Annotated in this window: 20 protein-coding genes; 17 read left to right on the plus strand and 3 right to left on the minus strand. The window is 47.9% G+C overall.

The genetic code is table 11. The annotated features are described in order from the left end of the window. Position 1: 1 nt before the first annotated feature. The 9 genes from mreC to AC6I3O_RS12765 are packed head-to-tail and all read left to right on the plus strand — an operon-like array spanning position 2 to position 8,496. The gene (mreC, locus tag AC6I3O_RS12725; protein ID WP_497851204.1) at positions 2 to 952 is read left to right on the plus strand and encodes a rod shape-determining protein MreC; all 951 of its coding nucleotides are present in this window, start codon (positions 2 to 4) and stop codon (positions 950 to 952) included. A gap of 3 nt (positions 953 to 955) precedes the next feature. After that, positions 956 to 1,474, plus strand: a complete 519-nt coding sequence (mreD, locus tag AC6I3O_RS12730; RefSeq protein ID WP_497851205.1) for a rod shape-determining protein MreD — start codon at positions 956 to 958, stop codon at positions 1,472 to 1,474. Next, complete coding sequence (locus AC6I3O_RS12735) at positions 1,467 to 4,403, plus strand: penicillin-binding transpeptidase domain-containing protein (protein WP_497851206.1); 2,937 nt, start codon at positions 1,467 to 1,469, stop codon at positions 4,401 to 4,403. The genes mreD and AC6I3O_RS12735 overlap by 8 nt, the downstream gene beginning before the upstream one ends. Positions 4,404 to 4,421: 18 nt before the next feature. Further along, positions 4,422 to 5,012, plus strand: a complete 591-nt coding sequence (locus AC6I3O_RS12740; protein ID WP_497851207.1) for a septum site-determining protein MinC — start codon at positions 4,422 to 4,424, stop codon at positions 5,010 to 5,012. Then, positions 4,994 to 5,785, plus strand: coding sequence for a septum site-determining protein MinD (gene minD / locus AC6I3O_RS12745; RefSeq protein WP_497851208.1), 792 nt, complete (start codon positions 4,994 to 4,996; stop codon positions 5,783 to 5,785). The genes AC6I3O_RS12740 and minD overlap by 19 nt, the downstream gene beginning before the upstream one ends. Before the next feature lie 11 nt (positions 5,786 to 5,796). Beyond that, positions 5,797 to 6,009 (plus strand): cell division topological specificity factor MinE, encoded by a 213-nt coding sequence (locus tag AC6I3O_RS12750; RefSeq protein ID WP_497851209.1) that lies wholly within the window; start codon positions 5,797 to 5,799, stop codon positions 6,007 to 6,009. After that, positions 6,006 to 7,130, plus strand: a complete 1,125-nt coding sequence (locus tag AC6I3O_RS12755) for an FtsW/RodA/SpoVE family cell cycle protein (RefSeq protein ID WP_497851210.1) — start codon at positions 6,006 to 6,008, stop codon at positions 7,128 to 7,130. Before AC6I3O_RS12750 ends, AC6I3O_RS12755 begins: the two co-directional genes overlap by 4 nt. A gap of 12 nt (positions 7,131 to 7,142) precedes the next feature. Further along, a complete protein-coding gene (mgsA, locus tag AC6I3O_RS12760) occupies positions 7,143 to 7,538 on the plus strand; it encodes a methylglyoxal synthase (RefSeq protein ID WP_159751249.1) in 396 nt (131 codons plus the stop codon). Then, entirely contained in the window at positions 7,522 to 8,496 is a 975-nt protein-coding gene (locus AC6I3O_RS12765; protein ID WP_497851211.1) for a D-alanyl-D-alanine carboxypeptidase family protein, read from the plus strand. Before mgsA ends, AC6I3O_RS12765 begins: the two co-directional genes overlap by 17 nt. 62 nt (positions 8,497 to 8,558) lie before the next feature. On the opposite strand, the gene AC6I3O_RS12770 is transcribed toward AC6I3O_RS12765, so the two are convergent. Beyond that, positions 8,559 to 8,762: a DUF378 domain-containing protein gene (locus AC6I3O_RS12770; protein WP_497851212.1), complete on the minus strand. Its 204-nt coding sequence runs from the start codon at positions 8,760 to 8,762 to the stop codon at positions 8,559 to 8,561. An 85-nt stretch (positions 8,763 to 8,847) separates the two neighbouring features. On the opposite strand from AC6I3O_RS12770, the gene mnmL reads away from it, so the two are divergent. The 8 genes from mnmL (at position 8,848) to AC6I3O_RS12810 (ending at position 15,584) form a co-directional block, all read left to right on the plus strand. Beyond that, positions 8,848 to 9,807, plus strand: coding sequence for a tRNA modification radical SAM protein MnmL/YtqA (gene mnmL / locus AC6I3O_RS12775; protein WP_497851213.1), 960 nt, complete (start codon positions 8,848 to 8,850; stop codon positions 9,805 to 9,807). Between the two features lie 12 nt (positions 9,808 to 9,819). Next, positions 9,820 to 11,196 carry a biotin/lipoyl attachment domain-containing protein gene (locus tag AC6I3O_RS12780; protein ID WP_497851214.1) on the plus strand — a complete coding sequence of 459 codons (1,377 nt, stop codon included), beginning with the start codon at positions 9,820 to 9,822 and terminating at the stop codon, positions 11,194 to 11,196. 30 nt (positions 11,197 to 11,226) lie between these two features. Further along, positions 11,227 to 11,922, plus strand: coding sequence for a YggS family pyridoxal phosphate-dependent enzyme (locus tag AC6I3O_RS12785; RefSeq protein ID WP_497851215.1), 696 nt, complete (start codon positions 11,227 to 11,229; stop codon positions 11,920 to 11,922). 26 nt (positions 11,923 to 11,948) lie between these two features. Further along, entirely contained in the window at positions 11,949 to 12,518 is a 570-nt protein-coding gene (locus tag AC6I3O_RS12790; protein ID WP_497851216.1) for a cell division protein SepF, read from the plus strand. A gap of 24 nt (positions 12,519 to 12,542) precedes the next feature. Next, the gene (locus AC6I3O_RS12795; RefSeq protein WP_497851217.1) at positions 12,543 to 13,349 is read left to right on the plus strand and encodes a YlmH family RNA-binding protein; all 807 of its coding nucleotides are present in this window, start codon (positions 12,543 to 12,545) and stop codon (positions 13,347 to 13,349) included. Positions 13,350 to 13,425: 76 nt separating this feature from the next. Further along, positions 13,426 to 13,983, plus strand: a complete 558-nt coding sequence (gene lspA / locus AC6I3O_RS12800; protein ID WP_497851218.1) for a signal peptidase II — start codon at positions 13,426 to 13,428, stop codon at positions 13,981 to 13,983. Further along, on the plus strand, positions 13,937 to 14,872 hold the full coding sequence (locus tag AC6I3O_RS12805) for an RluA family pseudouridine synthase (protein ID WP_497851219.1): 936 nt from the start codon (positions 13,937 to 13,939) through the stop codon (positions 14,870 to 14,872). Before lspA ends, AC6I3O_RS12805 begins: the two co-directional genes overlap by 47 nt. A 67-nt stretch (positions 14,873 to 14,939) precedes the next feature. Then, the gene (locus tag AC6I3O_RS12810; protein ID WP_497851220.1) at positions 14,940 to 15,584 is read left to right on the plus strand and encodes a cytidylate kinase-like family protein; all 645 of its coding nucleotides are present in this window, start codon (positions 14,940 to 14,942) and stop codon (positions 15,582 to 15,584) included. A gap of 123 nt (positions 15,585 to 15,707) precedes the next feature. On the opposite strand, the gene AC6I3O_RS12815 is transcribed toward AC6I3O_RS12810, so the two are convergent. Beyond that, on the minus strand, positions 15,708 to 16,448 hold the full coding sequence (locus AC6I3O_RS12815) for a tRNA 2-thiocytidine biosynthesis TtcA family protein (protein ID WP_497851221.1): 741 nt from the start codon (positions 16,446 to 16,448) through the stop codon (positions 15,708 to 15,710). Positions 16,449 to 16,497: 49 nt separating this feature from the next. Further along, positions 16,498 to 17,556 (minus strand): tyrosine-type recombinase/integrase, encoded by a 1,059-nt coding sequence (locus AC6I3O_RS12820; protein ID WP_497851222.1) that lies wholly within the window; start codon positions 17,554 to 17,556, stop codon positions 16,498 to 16,500. Positions 17,557 to 17,689: the final 133 nt, after the last annotated feature.

Consider the following 17,689-nt stretch of genomic DNA (forward strand, 5'->3'; position numbering starts at 1 on the left):
TATGAAGAACAAGAACCAATCATCTTTTTCAAGTAAATACTGGCTGATTATCATTTCGGTCCTATGCGTGATCCTGCTTGGAATCGAGCGGTTCACAGACGGCAAAGGCCCCTTACGTTTTATCGCTGGTTATACGGTAGTTCCTATGCAGGAAGGTATCAGCTATGTTGGCAGGTTCATGAGCGATTTGTCGGATAATTTCGAGACGCTTGAGGATATGAAGAAGGAGAATGCGAAGCTGCAGGCGAAGGTAGACGAGCTGACCATCGACAACACGCGGCTTAGACAGGAGCAGTATGAGCTGGACCGGCTGCGGGAATTATATAAGCTGGATGAGAATTATTCTGATTATGAGAAGATTGGCGCCCATGTGGTCGCTAATAACGGGAATAACTGGTTCACAGATTTCACCATCGACAAAGGGACCAGGGACGGGGTACAGGTGGATTCCAACGTACTTGCGGGAAGCGGTCTTGTGGGAATTGTGATCGAGGCAGGTCCTACCTATTCCCGGGTACGTTCTATCGTGGATGACGCCAGCAACGTGAGCGCCATGATGCTTTCGACTTCGGATACCTGTATGGTCAGAGGCGACTTAAAACTGATGGCGGATGGGAGGCTGCGTTTTGAAAAGCTCCCCAACAATGATAATAAGATAGAGCCAGGAGAACAGGTGGTAACTTCCCATGTAAGCCCAAGGTTCCTGCAAGGGCTGTTCATCGGGTATGTCAGCGATATTGAAGTGGATGCGAACAACCTGACCAGATCCGGATATATTACTCCGGCGGTGGATTTCAGTAAGCTTCAGGAGGTGCTGGTGATTACCACGACGAAGAAGAATCTGCTGGATGCGAACAACGAACAGGAGCCGGAGGATGCGAAGCCGGAAGCTCCTGCGAATCCAGAGGATGCGCAAGCCCCAGAGGATGCACAGGATGGAGAAGGAGAATGATCTATGAAGAGAAAGCTCATAACATTTGCCGTGATACTTGCCTGTTTCCTGCTCCAAAGTACCGTGTTCCAATATCTGGCGTTTGCGACGATCAAGCCCAACATGCTGATTGTGGCGACGTCTTCTTTCGGATTCATGCGGGGAAAGAAGGCCGGCCTGTCCGTAGGATTTACCTCCGGGCTTCTGGTGGACTTATTCTGGGGCGGCGCGCTGGGATTCAATATGCTGTTATATTCGGTCATCGGGTATGTGAACGGTTCTTTCGAGCGCATGTTCTATGATGATGACATCAAGCTTCCAATCGTATTGATTGGCGTGAGTGATTTCCTGTACGGGTTGCTTACGTACGCTTTTTTATATATGTTGCAGGGGGATTTTGCTTTTTGGTCCCATCTGATGGAGATTATCCTGCCAGAACTGGTGTATACCATTCTGGTGACGCTGGCGCTTTATCAAATCATATTACACATCAATAAGAAACTGGAAGAAGAAGAACAAAGGAGTGCAAGCAAATTTGTATAGTTTATGGGAACGGTTTAAAGCCGGATTTAAAGAAATCGCTCAATCCCGGGTGGTCGTGATTATCCTGTTATTCTGTGTCATGTCCGCAATACTGGTGCAGCGGGTATTCTACCTTCAAATCGTGAAGGGGCAGGAATATCTGGACGATTACAAGCTTCAGATCCAGAAGACCAAGGAGGTACAGGGTACCCGCGGCAATATCTATGACCGCAATGGGTATCTCCTGGCATATAATGAACTGGCATATGCAGTTACCATTGAGGACAACGGGGAATATGATGACCGGGAACATAAGAACAAAGAACTGAACAGAGTCGTATCCAGTGTAATCCGAATGGTGGAATCCAACGGGGACACGGTAATCAATAATTTCGGGATTATTCTGGACAACAATAACAATTATATGTATGTCGCACAGAATGAGACACAGCGGCTCAGGTTCGTTGCAGACGTATACGGGAAGCGGACCATTGACGAGCTTTCCGAAAAGCAGAAGAATATCTCGGCAGAGGCGCTCATTAACTACCTGTGTACCGATGAGGTGAACGGGTACGGAATCGACCAGTCTGCCATGGAACGGCAGGAAGTTCTGAAATTGGTGAATATCCGCTACGCAATTTCTCTGAACAGTTACCAGAAATTCATCGCTACCACCATTGCGGAGGACGTAAGCGATGAGACGGTCGCCGTGGTCATGGAGAATCTGGACAGCCTTCAGGGAGTCAATATTGAAGAGGAGTCCATGCGGCGGTATGAGGACAGCTATTGTTTTGCAAATATTATCGGATATATCGGTCAGATTTCCCAGGAGGAATACGACGCGCTTAGCAAGGAACAAAAAGAAGAGTATTCCAAGACGGACACCATCGGGAAGTCCGGGCTTGAGAAGACCATGGATTCCGAGCTTCAAGGAAAGAAAGGCGAGATTAAGCTTTACGTCAATAGTGTGGGCAAGGTAATCGAGACAATCAATCAGAAAAACCCCAAGGCGGGGAACGACGTATATCTGTCTATTGACGCCAATTTACAGAAGGCGGCGTACCATATCATCGAGCAGGAACTTGCAGGCATCCTGCTTTCAAGAATCCAGAATGCGTTAGATTATGACCGTACCCAGGTAAAGGACGGTAGCGACGTCATCATCCCGATTGGGGATGTGTACAACACGTTCATCAACAACGAGATTCTGGATATGAACCACTTCGGGGCTGAAGAGGCAGGGGCCACCGAGAAGGAGGTCTTTGCTGCATTTTCCGCAAGGAAGGAGAGTGTGATACAGGATATCTCTGCAATCCTGACAGACCCGGGGGCAAGGGCATATCGGGATTTCCCGAAAGAGACGCAGGCATACCTGACTTATATCGTCTCGGATCTTCTGACTGGCGGCGGCGTTATCCGCTCGGAAGCCATTGATACCAACGACGCCACCTATAAGGCATGGAGGGATGATGAGAGTATCAATATCTATACGTATCTGACCTATGCAATTTCTCAGAACTGGGTAGATACCTCCCTGTTAAAAGAATATGCAGCCACAGAAGGAGAATATACCGATTCCAATGAACTTTATCAGGGAATGATTCATTATATTTTAGAGGATATCCATGCAGATAACAGTTTCAATAAACTGATTTACCGGTATATGGTGAAGGCGGGCGCTGTGACGGGGCGGCAAATCTGCCTGATGCTTTATGAACAGGGAGTCCTCGAATTTGATGAGACGCAGTATAACGGATTGAACTCCGGCGGCATCTCTGCCTATGATTTTGTCCGAGGCAAGATTGAGACGCTGGAGATTACGCCGGGACAGCTTGCGCTGGAACCCTGTACCGGTTCTATTGTAGTCACGGACACCAACAGCGGAAAGGTACTTGCCTGTGTGTCCTATCCAGGATATGACAATAACCGTCTTGCTAATGCAATGGATTCCAATTATTACCAGAAATTGGTGACAGACCAGGCAAGGCCATTCTATAATAATGCGACCCAGGAGAAGACGGCCCCCGGTTCTACTTATAAACCCCTGGTGTCCATTGCCGGTCTGATGGAAGGAGTTATCAATGTAAATACCTACCTGCCTTGCAGCGGAATCTATGAGAAAGTAGAACCGAACCCGACTTGCTGGATTTACCCAAGCGCCCACGGAGGGCTGAATGTGGCAGGAGCGCTGCAGCATTCTTGTAACTGTTACTACTACGAGGTGGGATACCGTATGAGTCTTCAGGATAACGGTATCTCACAGATTGACTCGGATAACCGGGAAGGCACGGCCACCGGAGTATACTACTCCAGTAATCTGGGACTGGAGAATCTGAAGAAGTATGCGACCCAGTTTGGGTTAGGCGAGACGTCAGGACTGGAGATCCCGGAGTCTGAGCCGCAGATTTCCGATGATTCCTCCGTGCCGTCTGCTATCGGGCAGGGGACGAACAACTATACCGTCAGCCAGCTTGCACGGTATGTCACGGCCATTGCCAATAAAGGCACGGTATATAATCTGAGCCTGCTAAATAAAGTCACTTCTGTGGATGGTGATGTGATAAAAGAGTATGAGCCGGAGGTGTATAATACAATCTCCGACGTGCCGGATTCTTACTGGTCCGCCGTCCATACCGGAATGCGCAACATGGTTACCTCCCATGGTGATTTATTTTCAAAAATAAATGCAAGTGATGTAAAACTGTCTGGAAAGTCAGGTACAGCACAGCAGAGTAAGACACATCCGGACCACGGGCTTTTTGTAGGGTTCGCGCCCAGCGACAGTCCGGAGGTGGCATTTGCCGTCCGTATCGCTAATGGCTACAGCTCCAATTATGCCTGTGATATTGGAAGCGATGTGATGGAATACTATTATCAGATAACTCCGGAGAATGAATTAATCACCGGAAAAGCAGCCCAAGTGAAAGTTGGAACGACAGGAGGAGATTAAGGGAAAGGATGAGTTTATGTGAAAGATCCGGTGCTCATTAAAAGCAACCGATACGGGATCACGATTTATTTTGATTCGGATATGCCCTATGAGGAGTTGCTTTCAGAGGTTCAAAAGAAATTCCAGTCTTCCGCACATTTTTTCGGTCATGCGGACATGGCGGTAGAATTCGAGGGCCGTACTTTCACAAAAGAAGAGGAGCAGCTGATGGCAGAGGTCATTCAGGATGCCGCCAAGATACAGATATTATGTATTATTGAGAAAGACACAGATACGGAAGAAATCCACAGAAGAATGTTGGATGAAAGCCTGGAAACGATCCATGAAAGAGACGGCCGGTTCTATAGAGGTACGTTAAGAGGAAAACAGATTTTGGAATCTGAGACGAGCATTGTAATTGTCGGTGATATTGAACAGGGCGCAGTCGTTGCGTCCAAGCAAAACGTTGTGGTCACGGGAACCATTTACGGGACGGTGATTGCAGGCGCCTCCGGCAATTATGACGCAGTAATCGCGGCGCTCCATATGGAGCCTAAGAAGCTGCGCATCGGAGATATTGAAGTCAAACCAGTTATAGGAGGAAGTTATTCATGGGCGAAGTTATTGTAATTACATCGGGAAAAGGCGGCGTCGGCAAGACGACGACAACAGCGAATCTGGGAGCGGGGTTATCGAAACATGATAAGAAGGTGGTTGTCATTGACACAGATCTGGGGCTTCGTAACCTGGATGTGGTCATGGGACTTGAGAACCTCATCGTCTACAATCTGGTGGACGTCATCGAGGGAACCTGCCGCTTAAAGCAGGCATTGATCCGGGATAAGCGATATGAGAACCTTTACCTTCTGCCGTCTGCGCAGACGAAGGATAAGACGGCGATTTCCCCCGGGCAGATGAAGAAACTAACGTCTGAGCTGAAAGAGGAGTTCGACTACATACTTCTGGACTGTCCGGCAGGAATCGAGCAGGGATTTATGAACGCCATTGCAGGCGCGGACCGCGCCATCATCGTGACAACCCCAGAGGTATCGGCAATCCGTGACGCAGACCGTATCATAGGTCTTTTGGAGAGCCAAAAACTAAAAAAGATGGAGCTCATTATCAATCGTATCCGCGTGGACATGGTGAAGCGGGGGGATATGATGACGGTGGACGATGTGACAGAGATACTGTCTGTTCCGCTTATCGGTGCATTGCCGGACGACGAACAGGTGGTGATTGGCACGAACCAGGGAGAGCCTGTCATTGGTATGGACTCAAAAGCAGGCACAGCATACATGAATATCTGTAAACGCATTATGGGCATGGATGTTCCTTTCCTGGAGCTTACGAGCAACACCGGGTTCTTTGCGAAACTATCTGGTCTCTTTAAGAAAGAATAGGGGGATGGGATATGTTGAGGAAATCTTCGGTTTCCATTGCCAGGGACCGGGTGAAGGCATTAGTCATTTCCGATCGGGTACACTGTAGCCCGGATGCCTATGACAATATCTGCCGGGAGCTTTTTACCTCCCTCTCTAAGTATATGGAGCTTACAGAAGATGATTTTCAGGTAAATATTAACCGGACGCAGGTCGTTATTACATTTGCAGGAGAAGAAGTGTGAGATTACCTAGATTTACAAAACCGTACCATTTAAGAGATTATAAATTCAGCTTAGTGATTCTTGTATTGGCGCTGTCAGTCATCGGGATCATGGCAGTGGGGAGTGCGAAAGCAGTCTATCAGCCGAGACAGATTTTCGGCGTCGCTTTCGGATTCTGTGTGATGCTTGGCGTGTCCCTCATTGATTATGTGTGGGTCTGTGATTTTTACTGGCTGCTTTATTTGTTTGCCGTGGCAATCCTTGCCGCTGTTATCCCTTTCGGAGAAAAGGTAAACGGAGCGAGAAGATGGATTGACTTAGGGTTTACCACGTTCCAGCCGTCTGAGCTTGCCAAGATACTGTTGATTTTGTTTTTTTCCAAGTTCATTATGGAGCATGCGGAGGATATCAGTGATAAGTTTACCCTTGTCAAGTATGCGGTACTCTGCGCAATTCCGTTGGTGTTGATTGTCGTGGAGCCGAATTTGTCCACCACGATCTGTACGGCGTTGGTCCTCTGCCTTCTGATTTTTGTCGGGGGATTGCGATACCGTATCATCGGAACGATTTTTCTGATTCTGGTGCCTACGGCGTTGATTTTTTTAAGCATTGTGGTACAGCCGGACCAGAAGCTTCTGAAGGACTACCAGCAGCAGCGTATCCTTGCCTTTATTGAGCCGGAGAAATATGCCAACGACACGGCGTACCAGCAGCGCAACGCGGTCATGGCGATTGGTTCTGGGCAGCTTACGGGGAAAGGGCTTAACAACAATACCACCACTTCCGTAAAGAACGGGAATTTCATTGCAGAGCCTCAGACAGACTTCATCTTTGCCATCATAGGCGAAGAACTTGGTTTCATAGGAAGCTGTATAGTTATTGCTTTATTGTTATTGATTGTGATACAATGTATTCTAATAGGGACGCGATCGCAGAACCTGACGGGTAAGATTGTATGCTGCGGATTTGGCGGGCTGATTGGCATCCAGAGTTTTATCAATATCGGAGTTGCCACGCAGATCCTTCCGAATACGGGCGTCCCGCTTCCCTTCGTCAGTTATGGGCTTACATCGCTGGTGAGCCTGTACATGGGAGTCGGATTTGTCTTAAACGTCGGGTTACAGCCGAAAAAATATCAATAAGGAGTGAAGAAGATGAATATAGGACTGATCGCTCATGATTCAAAGAAGACTTTGATGCAGAATTTTTGTATTGCTTATAGAGGGATTTTAAGCAAGCACAACCTGTATGCGACCGGGACTACCGGGCGTCTGATCGAAGAAGTCACGAACCTGAACGTACACAAATACCTTGCCGGGCCTTTGGGCGGAAAGCAGCAGCTTGGGGCGCAGATTGCCCAGAACGATATCGACGCGCTGATTTTCCTTAGGGAACCATCGAATCCTAAGCCCCATGAGCCAGACGTGAACGACGTGATTCAGCTTTGCGACATGTATAATATTCCTATGGCAAGTAATCTTGCCACTGCGGAACTGATTATTTTAGCGATTGACAGAGGAGATCTTGATTGGCGTGAGATGTACAGGTAAGATTTATCGTCTGATTGTGGCTGCCGCCGTCTGCGCGGTACTGGCGACCGGATGCGAAAAACCGGAGGAAGTGGCGGCTGCCTATGAGGAAGAGAACTACAATAGAGAGATTTACAGAGGCTCGTTGTTTGCGGAATCCCTCTGTACAGCCACGGCGGATATCCTGCCGGATGGAATATTGGACGCCTCTACGCTTCATTCTGCAGGACTGTTCGATGTGAACGACAAGAATGTTGACATCGCCTGCAGGCTCCATGAACGTTTGTATCCGGCAAGTACCACAAAGATCATGACTGCCCTGGTGGCCATTCAGAAGGGGGATTTATCTGCCGTTGTGACGGTGCCCCAAGAGGCTGATGTATCCAATTTTGCATGGGATGAGAAGACGTGCGGCATAAAGGCAGGAGATACGCTTACCCTTTCGGATCTTCTGCACGGCCTGATGATGGAATCGGGTAATGACACGGCAGTGGCAATCGCCGTACACATAGCCGGAAGTGCGGACGCCTTTTCACAGATGATGAATGAGGAAGCACAGCGGCTGATGGCGACGAACACTCATTTTGTCAATTCCAACGGACTGCACGATGAGAATCATTACACGACTGCGTATGATTTGTACCTGATTTTTAATGAATGTATAAAACATCAGGAATTTGTTGATATTATTAATACGAAGCAATATACGGCACAGATTACAGGTGCAGACGGGCAGGTGCGCCAGGCAGACTGGGCCCAGACCAATTTCTATGCGTCAGGGCGTGCCGAGCTTCCTGTGGGTGCTACGATTGTAGGCGGCAAGACTGGAACGACGGATCAGGCGGGAAATTGCCTGATTCTGCTCAATGAAACCGCTGACGGCAGTCCCTATATCTCCATTGTGATGGGAGCGGACACGAAAGAACTGCTTTATCAGGATATGACTGCCTTGATTAATGGAATCTCTGCAAATGAATAGAAGAATGGAAAGGGGCATCCGTTGGATACCCCTCTCTCTTCATTAACGGCAATTTGCCGTACCTAATCGGCGGAAGAACGGATTCTTCCGTACATGCTGATGAGGTACAATCCGCATAAGCCTACCAGTGTGTAGATAATGCGGGAGAGCCAGGACAGGTTCCCAAAGAGAAAGGCTACCAGGTCGAAGCGGAAGATTCCCACTAAGAGCCAGTTGATTGCGCCTATGATTACGATTGTCAATGTTGTATTGTCAGACCATTTCATACTTAGTTCCTCCTTTTTGTCTTGCTGAACTTAGTATGTCTTGGGTAAAAATGAATTATACATAGGAGAGGGAGGTTTTCGGCAAATGGATGGGAAATTGCCGTATTACCCTTATTCGGAATATTTAAAACATAGATATGGGGAGAAAGTCTACAAGCTTTCGGTGAATCTCCCGGTGGGATGCCCGAACCGGCTTACGGGAAGAGGATGTGCATTCTGCTCGGAGCTTGGCGCCGGGTTTGAGGCGATGGAGTCCTCGGTTCCGGTCAGAGAACAGCTACTAAAGATGCGGCAGCGCATTGAAGAGAAGTATCATGCCCACAGGTTCATTGCATATTTTCAGAACTATACGAATACGTTCTTGCCTTTGCCCCGGTTTCGCAATTATATGGAAGAGGCGGCGAAGTTCCCGGATATTGTGGAGCTTGCGGTTTCGACCCGTCCGGACTGTATCTCTGTAGAATATCTGGAAATCCTGGCGGGCATCCGGAAACGTTATGGAATCCACATTACGATTGAGCTTGGCCTTCAGACCAGTAATTACCATACATTGATGCAGATGGGCAGGGGGCATACGCTGGCGGAATTTATTGACGCCGTGCTTGCCGTACGTTCGTATGATTTTGACATCTGCGCCCATGTAATCCTCAACCTTCCGGGAGATACACTTTTCGATGCCGTCGAGACGGCAAAGTTCTTGTCTGCATTGCGGGTACAGATTGTAAAGGCTCATTCCCTGTATATCGCAAAAGGGACGTCCCTTTGCGAGGCTTACGAAAAGGGGGAGGTTTCCATCTGCACGAAGGAAGCGTATCTTAAACGGGCCGCGGCGTTTTTGGACTATCTGAACCCCGAGATCGCCGTGGAGCGGCTTTTCAGTCGTGTTCCTGAAAAGGACGCCGTTTTTTGTAACTGGGGGATAAGCTGGTGGAAGTTAAGGGATGAACTATTGGAATACATGAGAGGGACAGGCAGCTTCCAGGGAAGGAAATTCCATTATCTGGACGGAGCCGCCCTTGGGGCTTTGGAGGAAGCGAACAGATAGGAGGCTTGACATTTGGCGGAGAAAAAATTGGCCCATATACAGGCTTACCGTAACAAAAAACATATGAATATTGGGCTTGCCATTTTTGGAATTATCTTCATCTATCTGGTGGTCACAATCCTGCTTTATCTGACGGGGACCCACGTGTCTGCCTATGAAGTGCGGGAGGGTTCTATCCTCAGGGATAATGCGTATACGGGGTTTGTCCTGCGCAACGAAGTGGTGGTGCAGGCAGAAGCCGACGGTTATGTCAACTATTTTGCCTTAGAAGGCAGCAAGGTGGGGGTCAAGACCCGGGTATATACCTTGTCCGAACAGGAACTTGATTTTTCTGACGCTGTTTCCGAGGAATCAAAAAAATTATCGTCGGAGGAACAGGCGGCGATGCTGGTTCGGATGCAGGCTTTTTCCGAAGGTTTTCAGGACGAGCGTTTCAGTGAAGTCTATAGCCTGAAGGATACGGTAACGACGGTGCTTGAGAGCAGGTCGAACCAGAACCGTCAGGCGCAGCTTAACGCAATGGCAGGGCAGGAGAACAGCGGTATCCATATCTATCAGGCTGCGTCAGACGGAATCATCGCCTATTCTACGGACGGATACGAGACGGCTTCTTTAAGCGACATATCCGAGGCAACGTTTTCGAAAGAAAATTACGAGAAGACGGACTTGAAGAATAATATGGAGGTGAAGGCAGGGAATCCTGTCTATAAACTGATTAAAGACGATAACTGGACAGTAGTGATCTTACTGCCAGATGAAGTGGTGGATGAGATGCGGGAAATCGAGCTGGTACGCGTCCGTTTTTCTAAGGACCAGGAGACGGCGGTGGCAGAGCTGTCCGTCCAGGAGTCCGGGAACCTGCATCTTGGCGTATTGACAATGGACAGTTCTATGATTCGCTATGCGAAGGAGCGTTATCTGGATTTAGAGCTGATTTTGGAAGATGAGTCCGGGCTTAAAATTCCAAAATCCGCAGTTACGGACAAGAAATTTTACCTGATTTCGGAAGAGTACCTGACTCAGGGTGGGAACAGCAAGGAAACGGGAGTCCTTGTGAAGACAGAGGACGGTTCCCCTAAGTTCAGAAGCGTCAATATCTATGACCGGGACGAAGAGACAGGAATGGCATATCTGGGTACGGATGCATTTGACGGGGACACGATTCTAGTGAAGCCGGATTCGTCAGATACTTGCGTCCTGAACCGAACAGAGAGTATCAAAGGAGTGTACAATATCAACAAGGGCTATGCCGTGTTCAAGCAGGTGAATATCCTGTGTGAGAGCGACGATTATTATATCGTGGAGTCGGGAAGCGATTATGGGCTTTCCAATTATGACCATATCGCTTTGGACGGCTCCGATGTGGATGAAAATGATGTGGTGTTTTAGCAAAGGGGATTTGGAAAGGGGCGGATAAAAATGCTGAAAGAAAACCTTGCGTTTGTGGAAAATGAGATTCAGGCGGCGTGTGTACGGGCCAATCGTTCACGGAAGGAGGTGACGCTGGTTGCCGTGAGCAAGACAAAGCCTGTCAGCGAGCTAAGGAAGGCTTATGACCTTGGCGTCCGTGTATTCGGCGAGAATAAGGTGCAGGAACTTGCGGATAAGTATGAGGAGCTGCCAAAAGACATCCATTGGCATATGATTGGGCATTTACAGCGGAATAAGGTAAAATATATCATCGATAAAGTGGATATGATCCACTCCGTAGATTCCATCCGTCTTGCCGAGACGATTGAGAAGGAGGCGGCAAAGCATTCGATTACGGTAAATGTCCTGATTGAGGTAAATGTTGCGGGGGAGGAGAGCAAATTTGGCGTGTCTTGCGAAGAACTTCCAGGATTCGTAGAAGAAGTGGCAAAATTCCCGCATATCAGGGTTCAGGGACTCATGACAATCGCTCCGTTTGTCGAAAATTCGGAGGACAATCGAGTGATTTTTGAAAGGTTAAGGAAATTATCTGTTGACATTAAGGAGAAAAACGTTGATAATATTACTATGCGGGTTCTGTCTATGGGGATGACGAATGATTACTCCGTTGCCGTAGAAGAGGGCGCAACCATGGTCCGGGTGGGAACCGGAATCTTTGGTACACGCGATTATGCAAGAGTCTAGTAACGGAAGATAGGAGCATTTATCATATGGGAGTATTAGATAAATTTTTAGATATTATGAGGCTGAGTGACGACGACGATTATGAGGACGACGAGTTCTTTGACGACGATTATGAGGACGATTACGAGGAGAAGCCAAAAAGGGGTGGCTTTTTCCGACGTGGAAGAGAAGAGTCCTATGACACTGAGGAGGACGATTATGATTATGAGCCTCCGGCACGGACGTCCAGACAGTCTCGCCCAAGCAGTAACAATAACAAAGTAACTCCGATGCGCCAGCCGGCGTCCAGAAGGAATAGCGGCGTCAGTATGGAGGTCTGTGTTATCAAGCCGAATTCTGTAGAGGATGCAAGGGAGATTACGGAGACTCTGTTAAGCGGGCGTACGGTAATTTTGAATCTGGAAGGGCTGGATCTGGAGATTGCCCAGCGTATTATCGACTTTACTTCGGGCGCTGCTTTTGCAATCAGCGGCAATCTACAGAAGATATCGAATTACATATTCCTGGTAACGCCTACGAACGTCGATATATCAGGGGATTTACAGGATCTTCTGAATACTTCTTTCGACGCTTCTTCCATGCGTTCCAGATTCTAGGATACAGGTTTAGGTTTATGAATCATGAACAAAGAAGAGACATTATTACAAAAGAGGCTGATTGAGCTTTCACGGACGGCGTACATCCGCGGGATTGTAACGTTCAGTGATTTTCTCAATCTCAACGAATTGAATATCCTGCATACCACGCCTAAGCATCAATTCCAATCTCAGTATGTGACTTACGGAGGGTATGGTCTATCAGAGCGTCAGATGGTTGCTTTTCTACCTGATGCTCTTTATGCGTTCCCGGATTGGGATGGATTTGGCGGGGATTCGGCTAGGCAGTGTAAGGATGCCTTGCAGTATCCCATACGGATTCTTAGGATTGGGCCGCAAAACCAGAAGTTCTGTGAAGAACTGACCCATCGGGATTATCTGGGTGCAGTGATGAACCTTGGTATTGAACGGTGCAAACTGGGGGATATTATGGTGGACGGCAATCATGCATTGTTATTCGTCAGGGAGGAGCTGGCGGACTATGTGAGGGAACATCTGACAAGAATCCGGCATACTTCGGTCATAGTCAGCGTAAGCCAGGATCTCCCGGATGATTATGAGCCAAAGTATGAAGAAATCAAAGGTACCGTTGCGTCTATTCGGTTAGATACGGTACTTTCCCTTGCGTTTCCTCTGTCCAGGAGCAAGATTACAGATTATATTGAGGGAGGGAAGGTGTTCGTCAACGGGAAACTGGTGACAAGCAACGGATACCGCCTGAAGGAAGGGGATATCATCTCAGTCCGGAAGATGGGGCGTATTGTTTATGACGGGATAATGAAAGAGACGAAAAAGGGGCGGTATCTTACCGCTGTACGAAAATATATTTAAAATACTTTTGAGAGGGGCGGCGTCATTTCCTGTGCCGTATGGATGGCATGGCAGATTGTGCCGGATAGGGGGTAATATGGCAGAAACAAATACTACTGTGAAGGAAAAGAAAGCAGACAGGAAGATATACTACCTTGCCGCCGTTACGGCGGTTTCCGTGCTGGTCTTTCTAGATCAGTTCACGAAACATCTGGTCTTGGAGAATTTGAAAGGGAATACGCCGTTCATTATCTGGGACGGGGTATTCCAGTTGGAATATTTAGAGAACAGGGGGGCTGCGTTCGGGCTGTTCCAGAATCAGATGATTTTCTTTTTCGTGAGTGTATTCCTGATCAGTATCGCATTTATCTGGTTCTTTTTGAAAGTTCCAATGGAGAGACGCTTTGTGCCTCTTTGCGTCTGTGCTGTCTTTATTATGGCGGGCGCATGGGGGAATTGTGTAGACCGGATTGTGTTGAATTACGTGGTGGATTTTTTGTATTTTAAACTGATTGATTTCCCGATTTTTAATGTGGCGGATATCTATGTGACGGTGTCTACATTTTTGTTGGCAGTACTCGTCTGTTTCTACTATAAGGAGGAAGACCTTGAAAGAATTGTTCATCGTAGAGAGCCAGGAGGGGGAGCGGATTGACCGTTATCTCGCTGAAGCAATGCCTGACCGTTCCAGGTCCTATGTGCAGAAACTCATAAAAACCGAGAATGTTGTGGTGAATGGGGAGCCTGTGAAAGCAAGTTACAGGCTCCTGATTGGAGACCGCCTTGAGATTACGGTGCCGGATGCCAGGGAGCCTGAGATCGAAGCGGAGGAGATTCCCCTCAATATCTTGTACGAGGACTCGGACATTATTATTGTCAATAAGCCTAAGCAGATGGTGGTACATCCGGCTCCAGGCCATTTAAGCGGCACTCTGGTCAATGCCCTGATGTATCACTGCAGGCAGGAGTTATCCGGAATCAATGGAATGTTGCGTCCGGGAATCGTCCACAGAATCGATATGGATACGACAGGCTCCCTTGTGGTGTGTAAGAATGATAAGGCGCACCAAAGCCTTGCAGAGCAGTTGAAGGAGCATTCCATACGGAGAATCTATGTGGCGGTAGTTCACGGGAACCTGAAAGCAGATTCAGGGACTGTGGATGCACCGATTGGCAGGCATCCGACGGAACGAAAACGGATGAGCGTCCATGCAAAGAATGGAAAGCGTGCCGTGACCCACTATAAGGTTTTGGAGAGGTTCGGGGCATTCACCTTTATCCAGTGCGAGCTGGAAACTGGGCGTACACATCAGATTCGCGTCCACATGGCCAGTATCGGCCATCCGCTGCTTGGGGATGCTGTCTATGGGCCTCGGAAATGCCCGATTCCCGGGCTTACCGGCCAGACTTTGCATGCAAAGACGCTGGGGCTGATTCATCCGGAAACCGGGGAATATCTGGAAGTGGATGCGCCTCTGCCGGAATATATGAAGGAATTATTAGAGCGTTTCAGGGGCGGCAGTCTTGAAAAAATAAATTTTTAGAAAATAATATACAATTCCGTCAAATTGTTATATAATAGAACCATCAATTTATAGGAGCGTGATTCGTATGGCAAAAACAAATACAATTATCACAATAGGAAGACAATATGGCAGTGCAGGGAGGGAGATTGGCTATAAGGTTGCCGATGAGCTTGGCATTAAGCTGTATGACAAAGAGATGCTTGACCGCGCCGCCAAGGAAAGCGGGAGCTGTCAGGAACTTTTTGAGACCCATGACGAGAAGCCGACTAATAGTTTCCTGTATTCTCTGGTTATGGATACCTATTCTCTGGGGTATACCTCAGGAAGCTATACAGATATGCCTATCAATCACAAGGTATTTCTGGCACAGTTCGACGCGATTAAGAAGATTGCTGATGAAGGACCGTGTATTCTGGTGGGACGCTGCGCAGATTATGCGCTGGAGGAGTATGAGAATGTTGTCCGGCTGTTCATCTATGCAGATTTGGACGTCCGTATCCGTCGTATTGCACGTATCTATGATTTGACGGATGCGAAGGCAAAGGATTTGATTTTAAAGACAGATAAGAAGCGGTCAAGTTATTATAATTATTACAGCAATAAAAAGTGGGGAGCTGCCGACAGCTACGATTTCTGCCTGAATAGTTCTAAGCTGGGGATTCAGGGGACGGCTGACGCTATTAAGATGCTGGTGGAGCTGAAAGAGAAAGACGGGGATAAGAAGCTGTAAGTTCATGTTGTCCGGCAAGTGCATAAGCAGGAGATAAGGAGGGCGTAGCGTGCCCGGACGTCAGGGGGCGCCGCAAAATAGCTGCTAAGCGGTATTTTGCGGCGCCCCTTTTGTGACTTTTTCTTACTTACTTTTTTTCTGTAGGATACGTTCGGGCCAGCCGTCAATCCTGCCGTTCAGGATTGCCGTGAACATCCGCTGTTTTGCCCCGGGATGTTCGTGGTTCAACTGTGACACCAGTTCCTTGGCGTATTGACGTTTCGTAAATCCGTCGATGGGACACCGGCTCGTTACCACAGGAAGATCATACCTGTTCCGGAATCCAATGACATCCGCCTCTTCCACAAACATCATAGGGCGGATGACGGTCAGCTCCATGCGATCCAGATAACTGCGCGGGGAGAAAGAATAGAACCGTCCCTCAAAGAGCATGGAGAGCAGCATCGTCTCGATGATATCATCCTTGTGGTGTGCATATGCGACCTTATTACAGCCCATCTCTTTTACAGCCGTATTCAGGGCGCCTTTGCGCATCTTGGCGCACAGGGAACAGGGATTGCTTTCCTTTCGTTCCTCAAACAGAATGCGGGCGATATCCGTCTTGACAATCTGGTATGGCACGTCAAGTTCCCTGCAAAGCCTTGTCACAGGTGAAAAATCGCATTCTGAATAGCCTAAATCCACCGTGACCGCCGACAATTTGAAAGGCCTGGGGTAGAATCTTTTCAAGCCATGCATGGCATAGAGCAGTGTCAGGCTGTCCTTCCCGCCGGAAATGCCGACTGCGATATGGTCGCCTTCCTGTATCATCGTATACTCATCGACTGCCTTCCGCGTATAGCTTAGGAGCTGCTGCATTTTCATGTTATTCTAAATCCTTTCCTGTTTATCTCTTTTATCTCTTCATTTTTGTTCAGCATTCCCGCAGCTTTACAGCCGATGCCGCGCGCCTGCGCCGGTCTTCGTCGATTGCCGCATAGTGCTTCTTCGTGGTATTGACGTCTTTGTGGCCCAATACGTCAGCCACAAGGTAAATATCTCCGGTTTCCTTATATAAAGTCGTACCATAGGTGCTGCGCAGCTTATGGGGCGTAATTTTCTTGTTGGGCGTCACCTGACGGGCGTACTTTTTCACCATATTTTCAATCGCCTGTATGCCCATGCGGCGCTTCTGGGTGGATAGGAACAAAGCATTCTCATGGCCGGAGATGGGAGTAATCGATTTGCGGCTGCCTTCTATATAGTTAGAAAGCGCTTCTGCGACTTCATCGCCGAAATAAACGGTCATCTGGTTGCCGCCCTTGCGGGTCACGGTGATTCCATTATTCTTAAAGTCCACATCATTCAAGTCCAGGCCCACACATTCCGATACACGGATACCGGTTCCCAAAAGTAATGTCAGAATCGCCAAATCACGTTCTTTCGTCTTATTATAATAGGTAAGGGCCTGTCCGGATAACTGGCTGCCGCAATTTTCCACAAAATCCAGAAGCGACGCGACCTCGTCCGTATCCAACCGGATAATCGCCTTATCGTGCAGCTTGGGCATGTCTACCAGTAATGTAGGATTCTTCGTGATTATCTGATGTTTATAGTAGTAACTATAGAAACTACGAAGTGCGGACATCTTGCGGGCAAGGCCTTTTTCACCGTTGGTAATCATTTCATTTTCCCGCTCATAGACCTTTAAATATTCCATGTATTCCTCAATATCCACAGGTTCCAGTTTTTCTAAATCGTCCACCCGGAATTGGTCAATGGAGTAATCCTTGTACACAGGATTGTTCTCCATCAGGAAATGAAAAAAGATCCGGACATCGTATGCATAATTGATTCTTGTCTTTGCTGAGGATTTCGGCTCAATTGCTCGAAAATAATCCTTGGCAAAAGGCGGCAGGGATTTTAAGACTTCGCGGAGACGGATGGTCTGGTCAATGCGGGTCTGTTCATGATAATTCTTGGTTTCTGCCATAGAAAAATACCTCCTTACTAATTAAATACACTATAGATTGAAGGAACTCCCAAACCTTCAAAATATGTGATAATATGGGTTATTATAACACGAATGTTGCTTTTTGTCTACATCTTTTGGAAAAATCGGTATT

The sequence above is a fragment of the Sporofaciens sp. St.21A7 genome (genome assembly GCF_059728535.1).

What these genes read in the sequence shown, in the direction of transcription:
- AC6I3O_RS12790 (WP_497851216.1), top strand. Translation starts at nt 11,949, where the DNA reads ATGGGAGTATTAGATAAATTTTTAGATATTATGAGGCTGAGTGACGAC.
- mreD (WP_497851205.1), top strand. Translation starts at nt 956, where the DNA reads ATGAAGAGAAAGCTCATAACATTTGCCGTGATACTTGCCTGTTTCCTG.
- AC6I3O_RS12770 (WP_497851212.1), bottom strand. Translation starts at nt 8,762, where the DNA reads ATGAAATGGTCTGACAATACAACATTGACAATCGTAATCATAGGCGCA.
- AC6I3O_RS12810 (WP_497851220.1), top strand. Translation starts at nt 14,940, where the DNA reads ATGGCAAAAACAAATACAATTATCACAATAGGAAGACAATATGGCAGT.
- mreC (WP_497851204.1), top strand. Translation starts at nt 2, where the DNA reads ATGAAGAACAAGAACCAATCATCTTTTTCAAGTAAATACTGGCTGATT.
- minD (WP_497851208.1), top strand. Translation starts at nt 4,994, where the DNA reads ATGGGCGAAGTTATTGTAATTACATCGGGAAAAGGCGGCGTCGGCAAG.
- AC6I3O_RS12820 (WP_497851222.1), bottom strand. Translation starts at nt 17,556, where the DNA reads ATGGCAGAAACCAAGAATTATCATGAACAGACCCGCATTGACCAGACC.
- AC6I3O_RS12750 (WP_497851209.1), top strand. Translation starts at nt 5,797, where the DNA reads ATGTTGAGGAAATCTTCGGTTTCCATTGCCAGGGACCGGGTGAAGGCA.
- AC6I3O_RS12815 (WP_497851221.1), bottom strand. Translation starts at nt 16,448, where the DNA reads ATGAAAATGCAGCAGCTCCTAAGCTATACGCGGAAGGCAGTCGATGAG.
- lspA (WP_497851218.1), top strand. Translation starts at nt 13,426, where the DNA reads ATGGCAGAAACAAATACTACTGTGAAGGAAAAGAAAGCAGACAGGAAG.
- AC6I3O_RS12795 (WP_497851217.1), top strand. Translation starts at nt 12,543, where the DNA reads ATGAACAAAGAAGAGACATTATTACAAAAGAGGCTGATTGAGCTTTCA.
- AC6I3O_RS12785 (WP_497851215.1), top strand. Translation starts at nt 11,227, where the DNA reads ATGCTGAAAGAAAACCTTGCGTTTGTGGAAAATGAGATTCAGGCGGCG.
- mnmL (WP_497851213.1), top strand. Translation starts at nt 8,848, where the DNA reads ATGGATGGGAAATTGCCGTATTACCCTTATTCGGAATATTTAAAACAT.
- mgsA (WP_159751249.1), top strand. Translation starts at nt 7,143, where the DNA reads ATGAATATAGGACTGATCGCTCATGATTCAAAGAAGACTTTGATGCAG.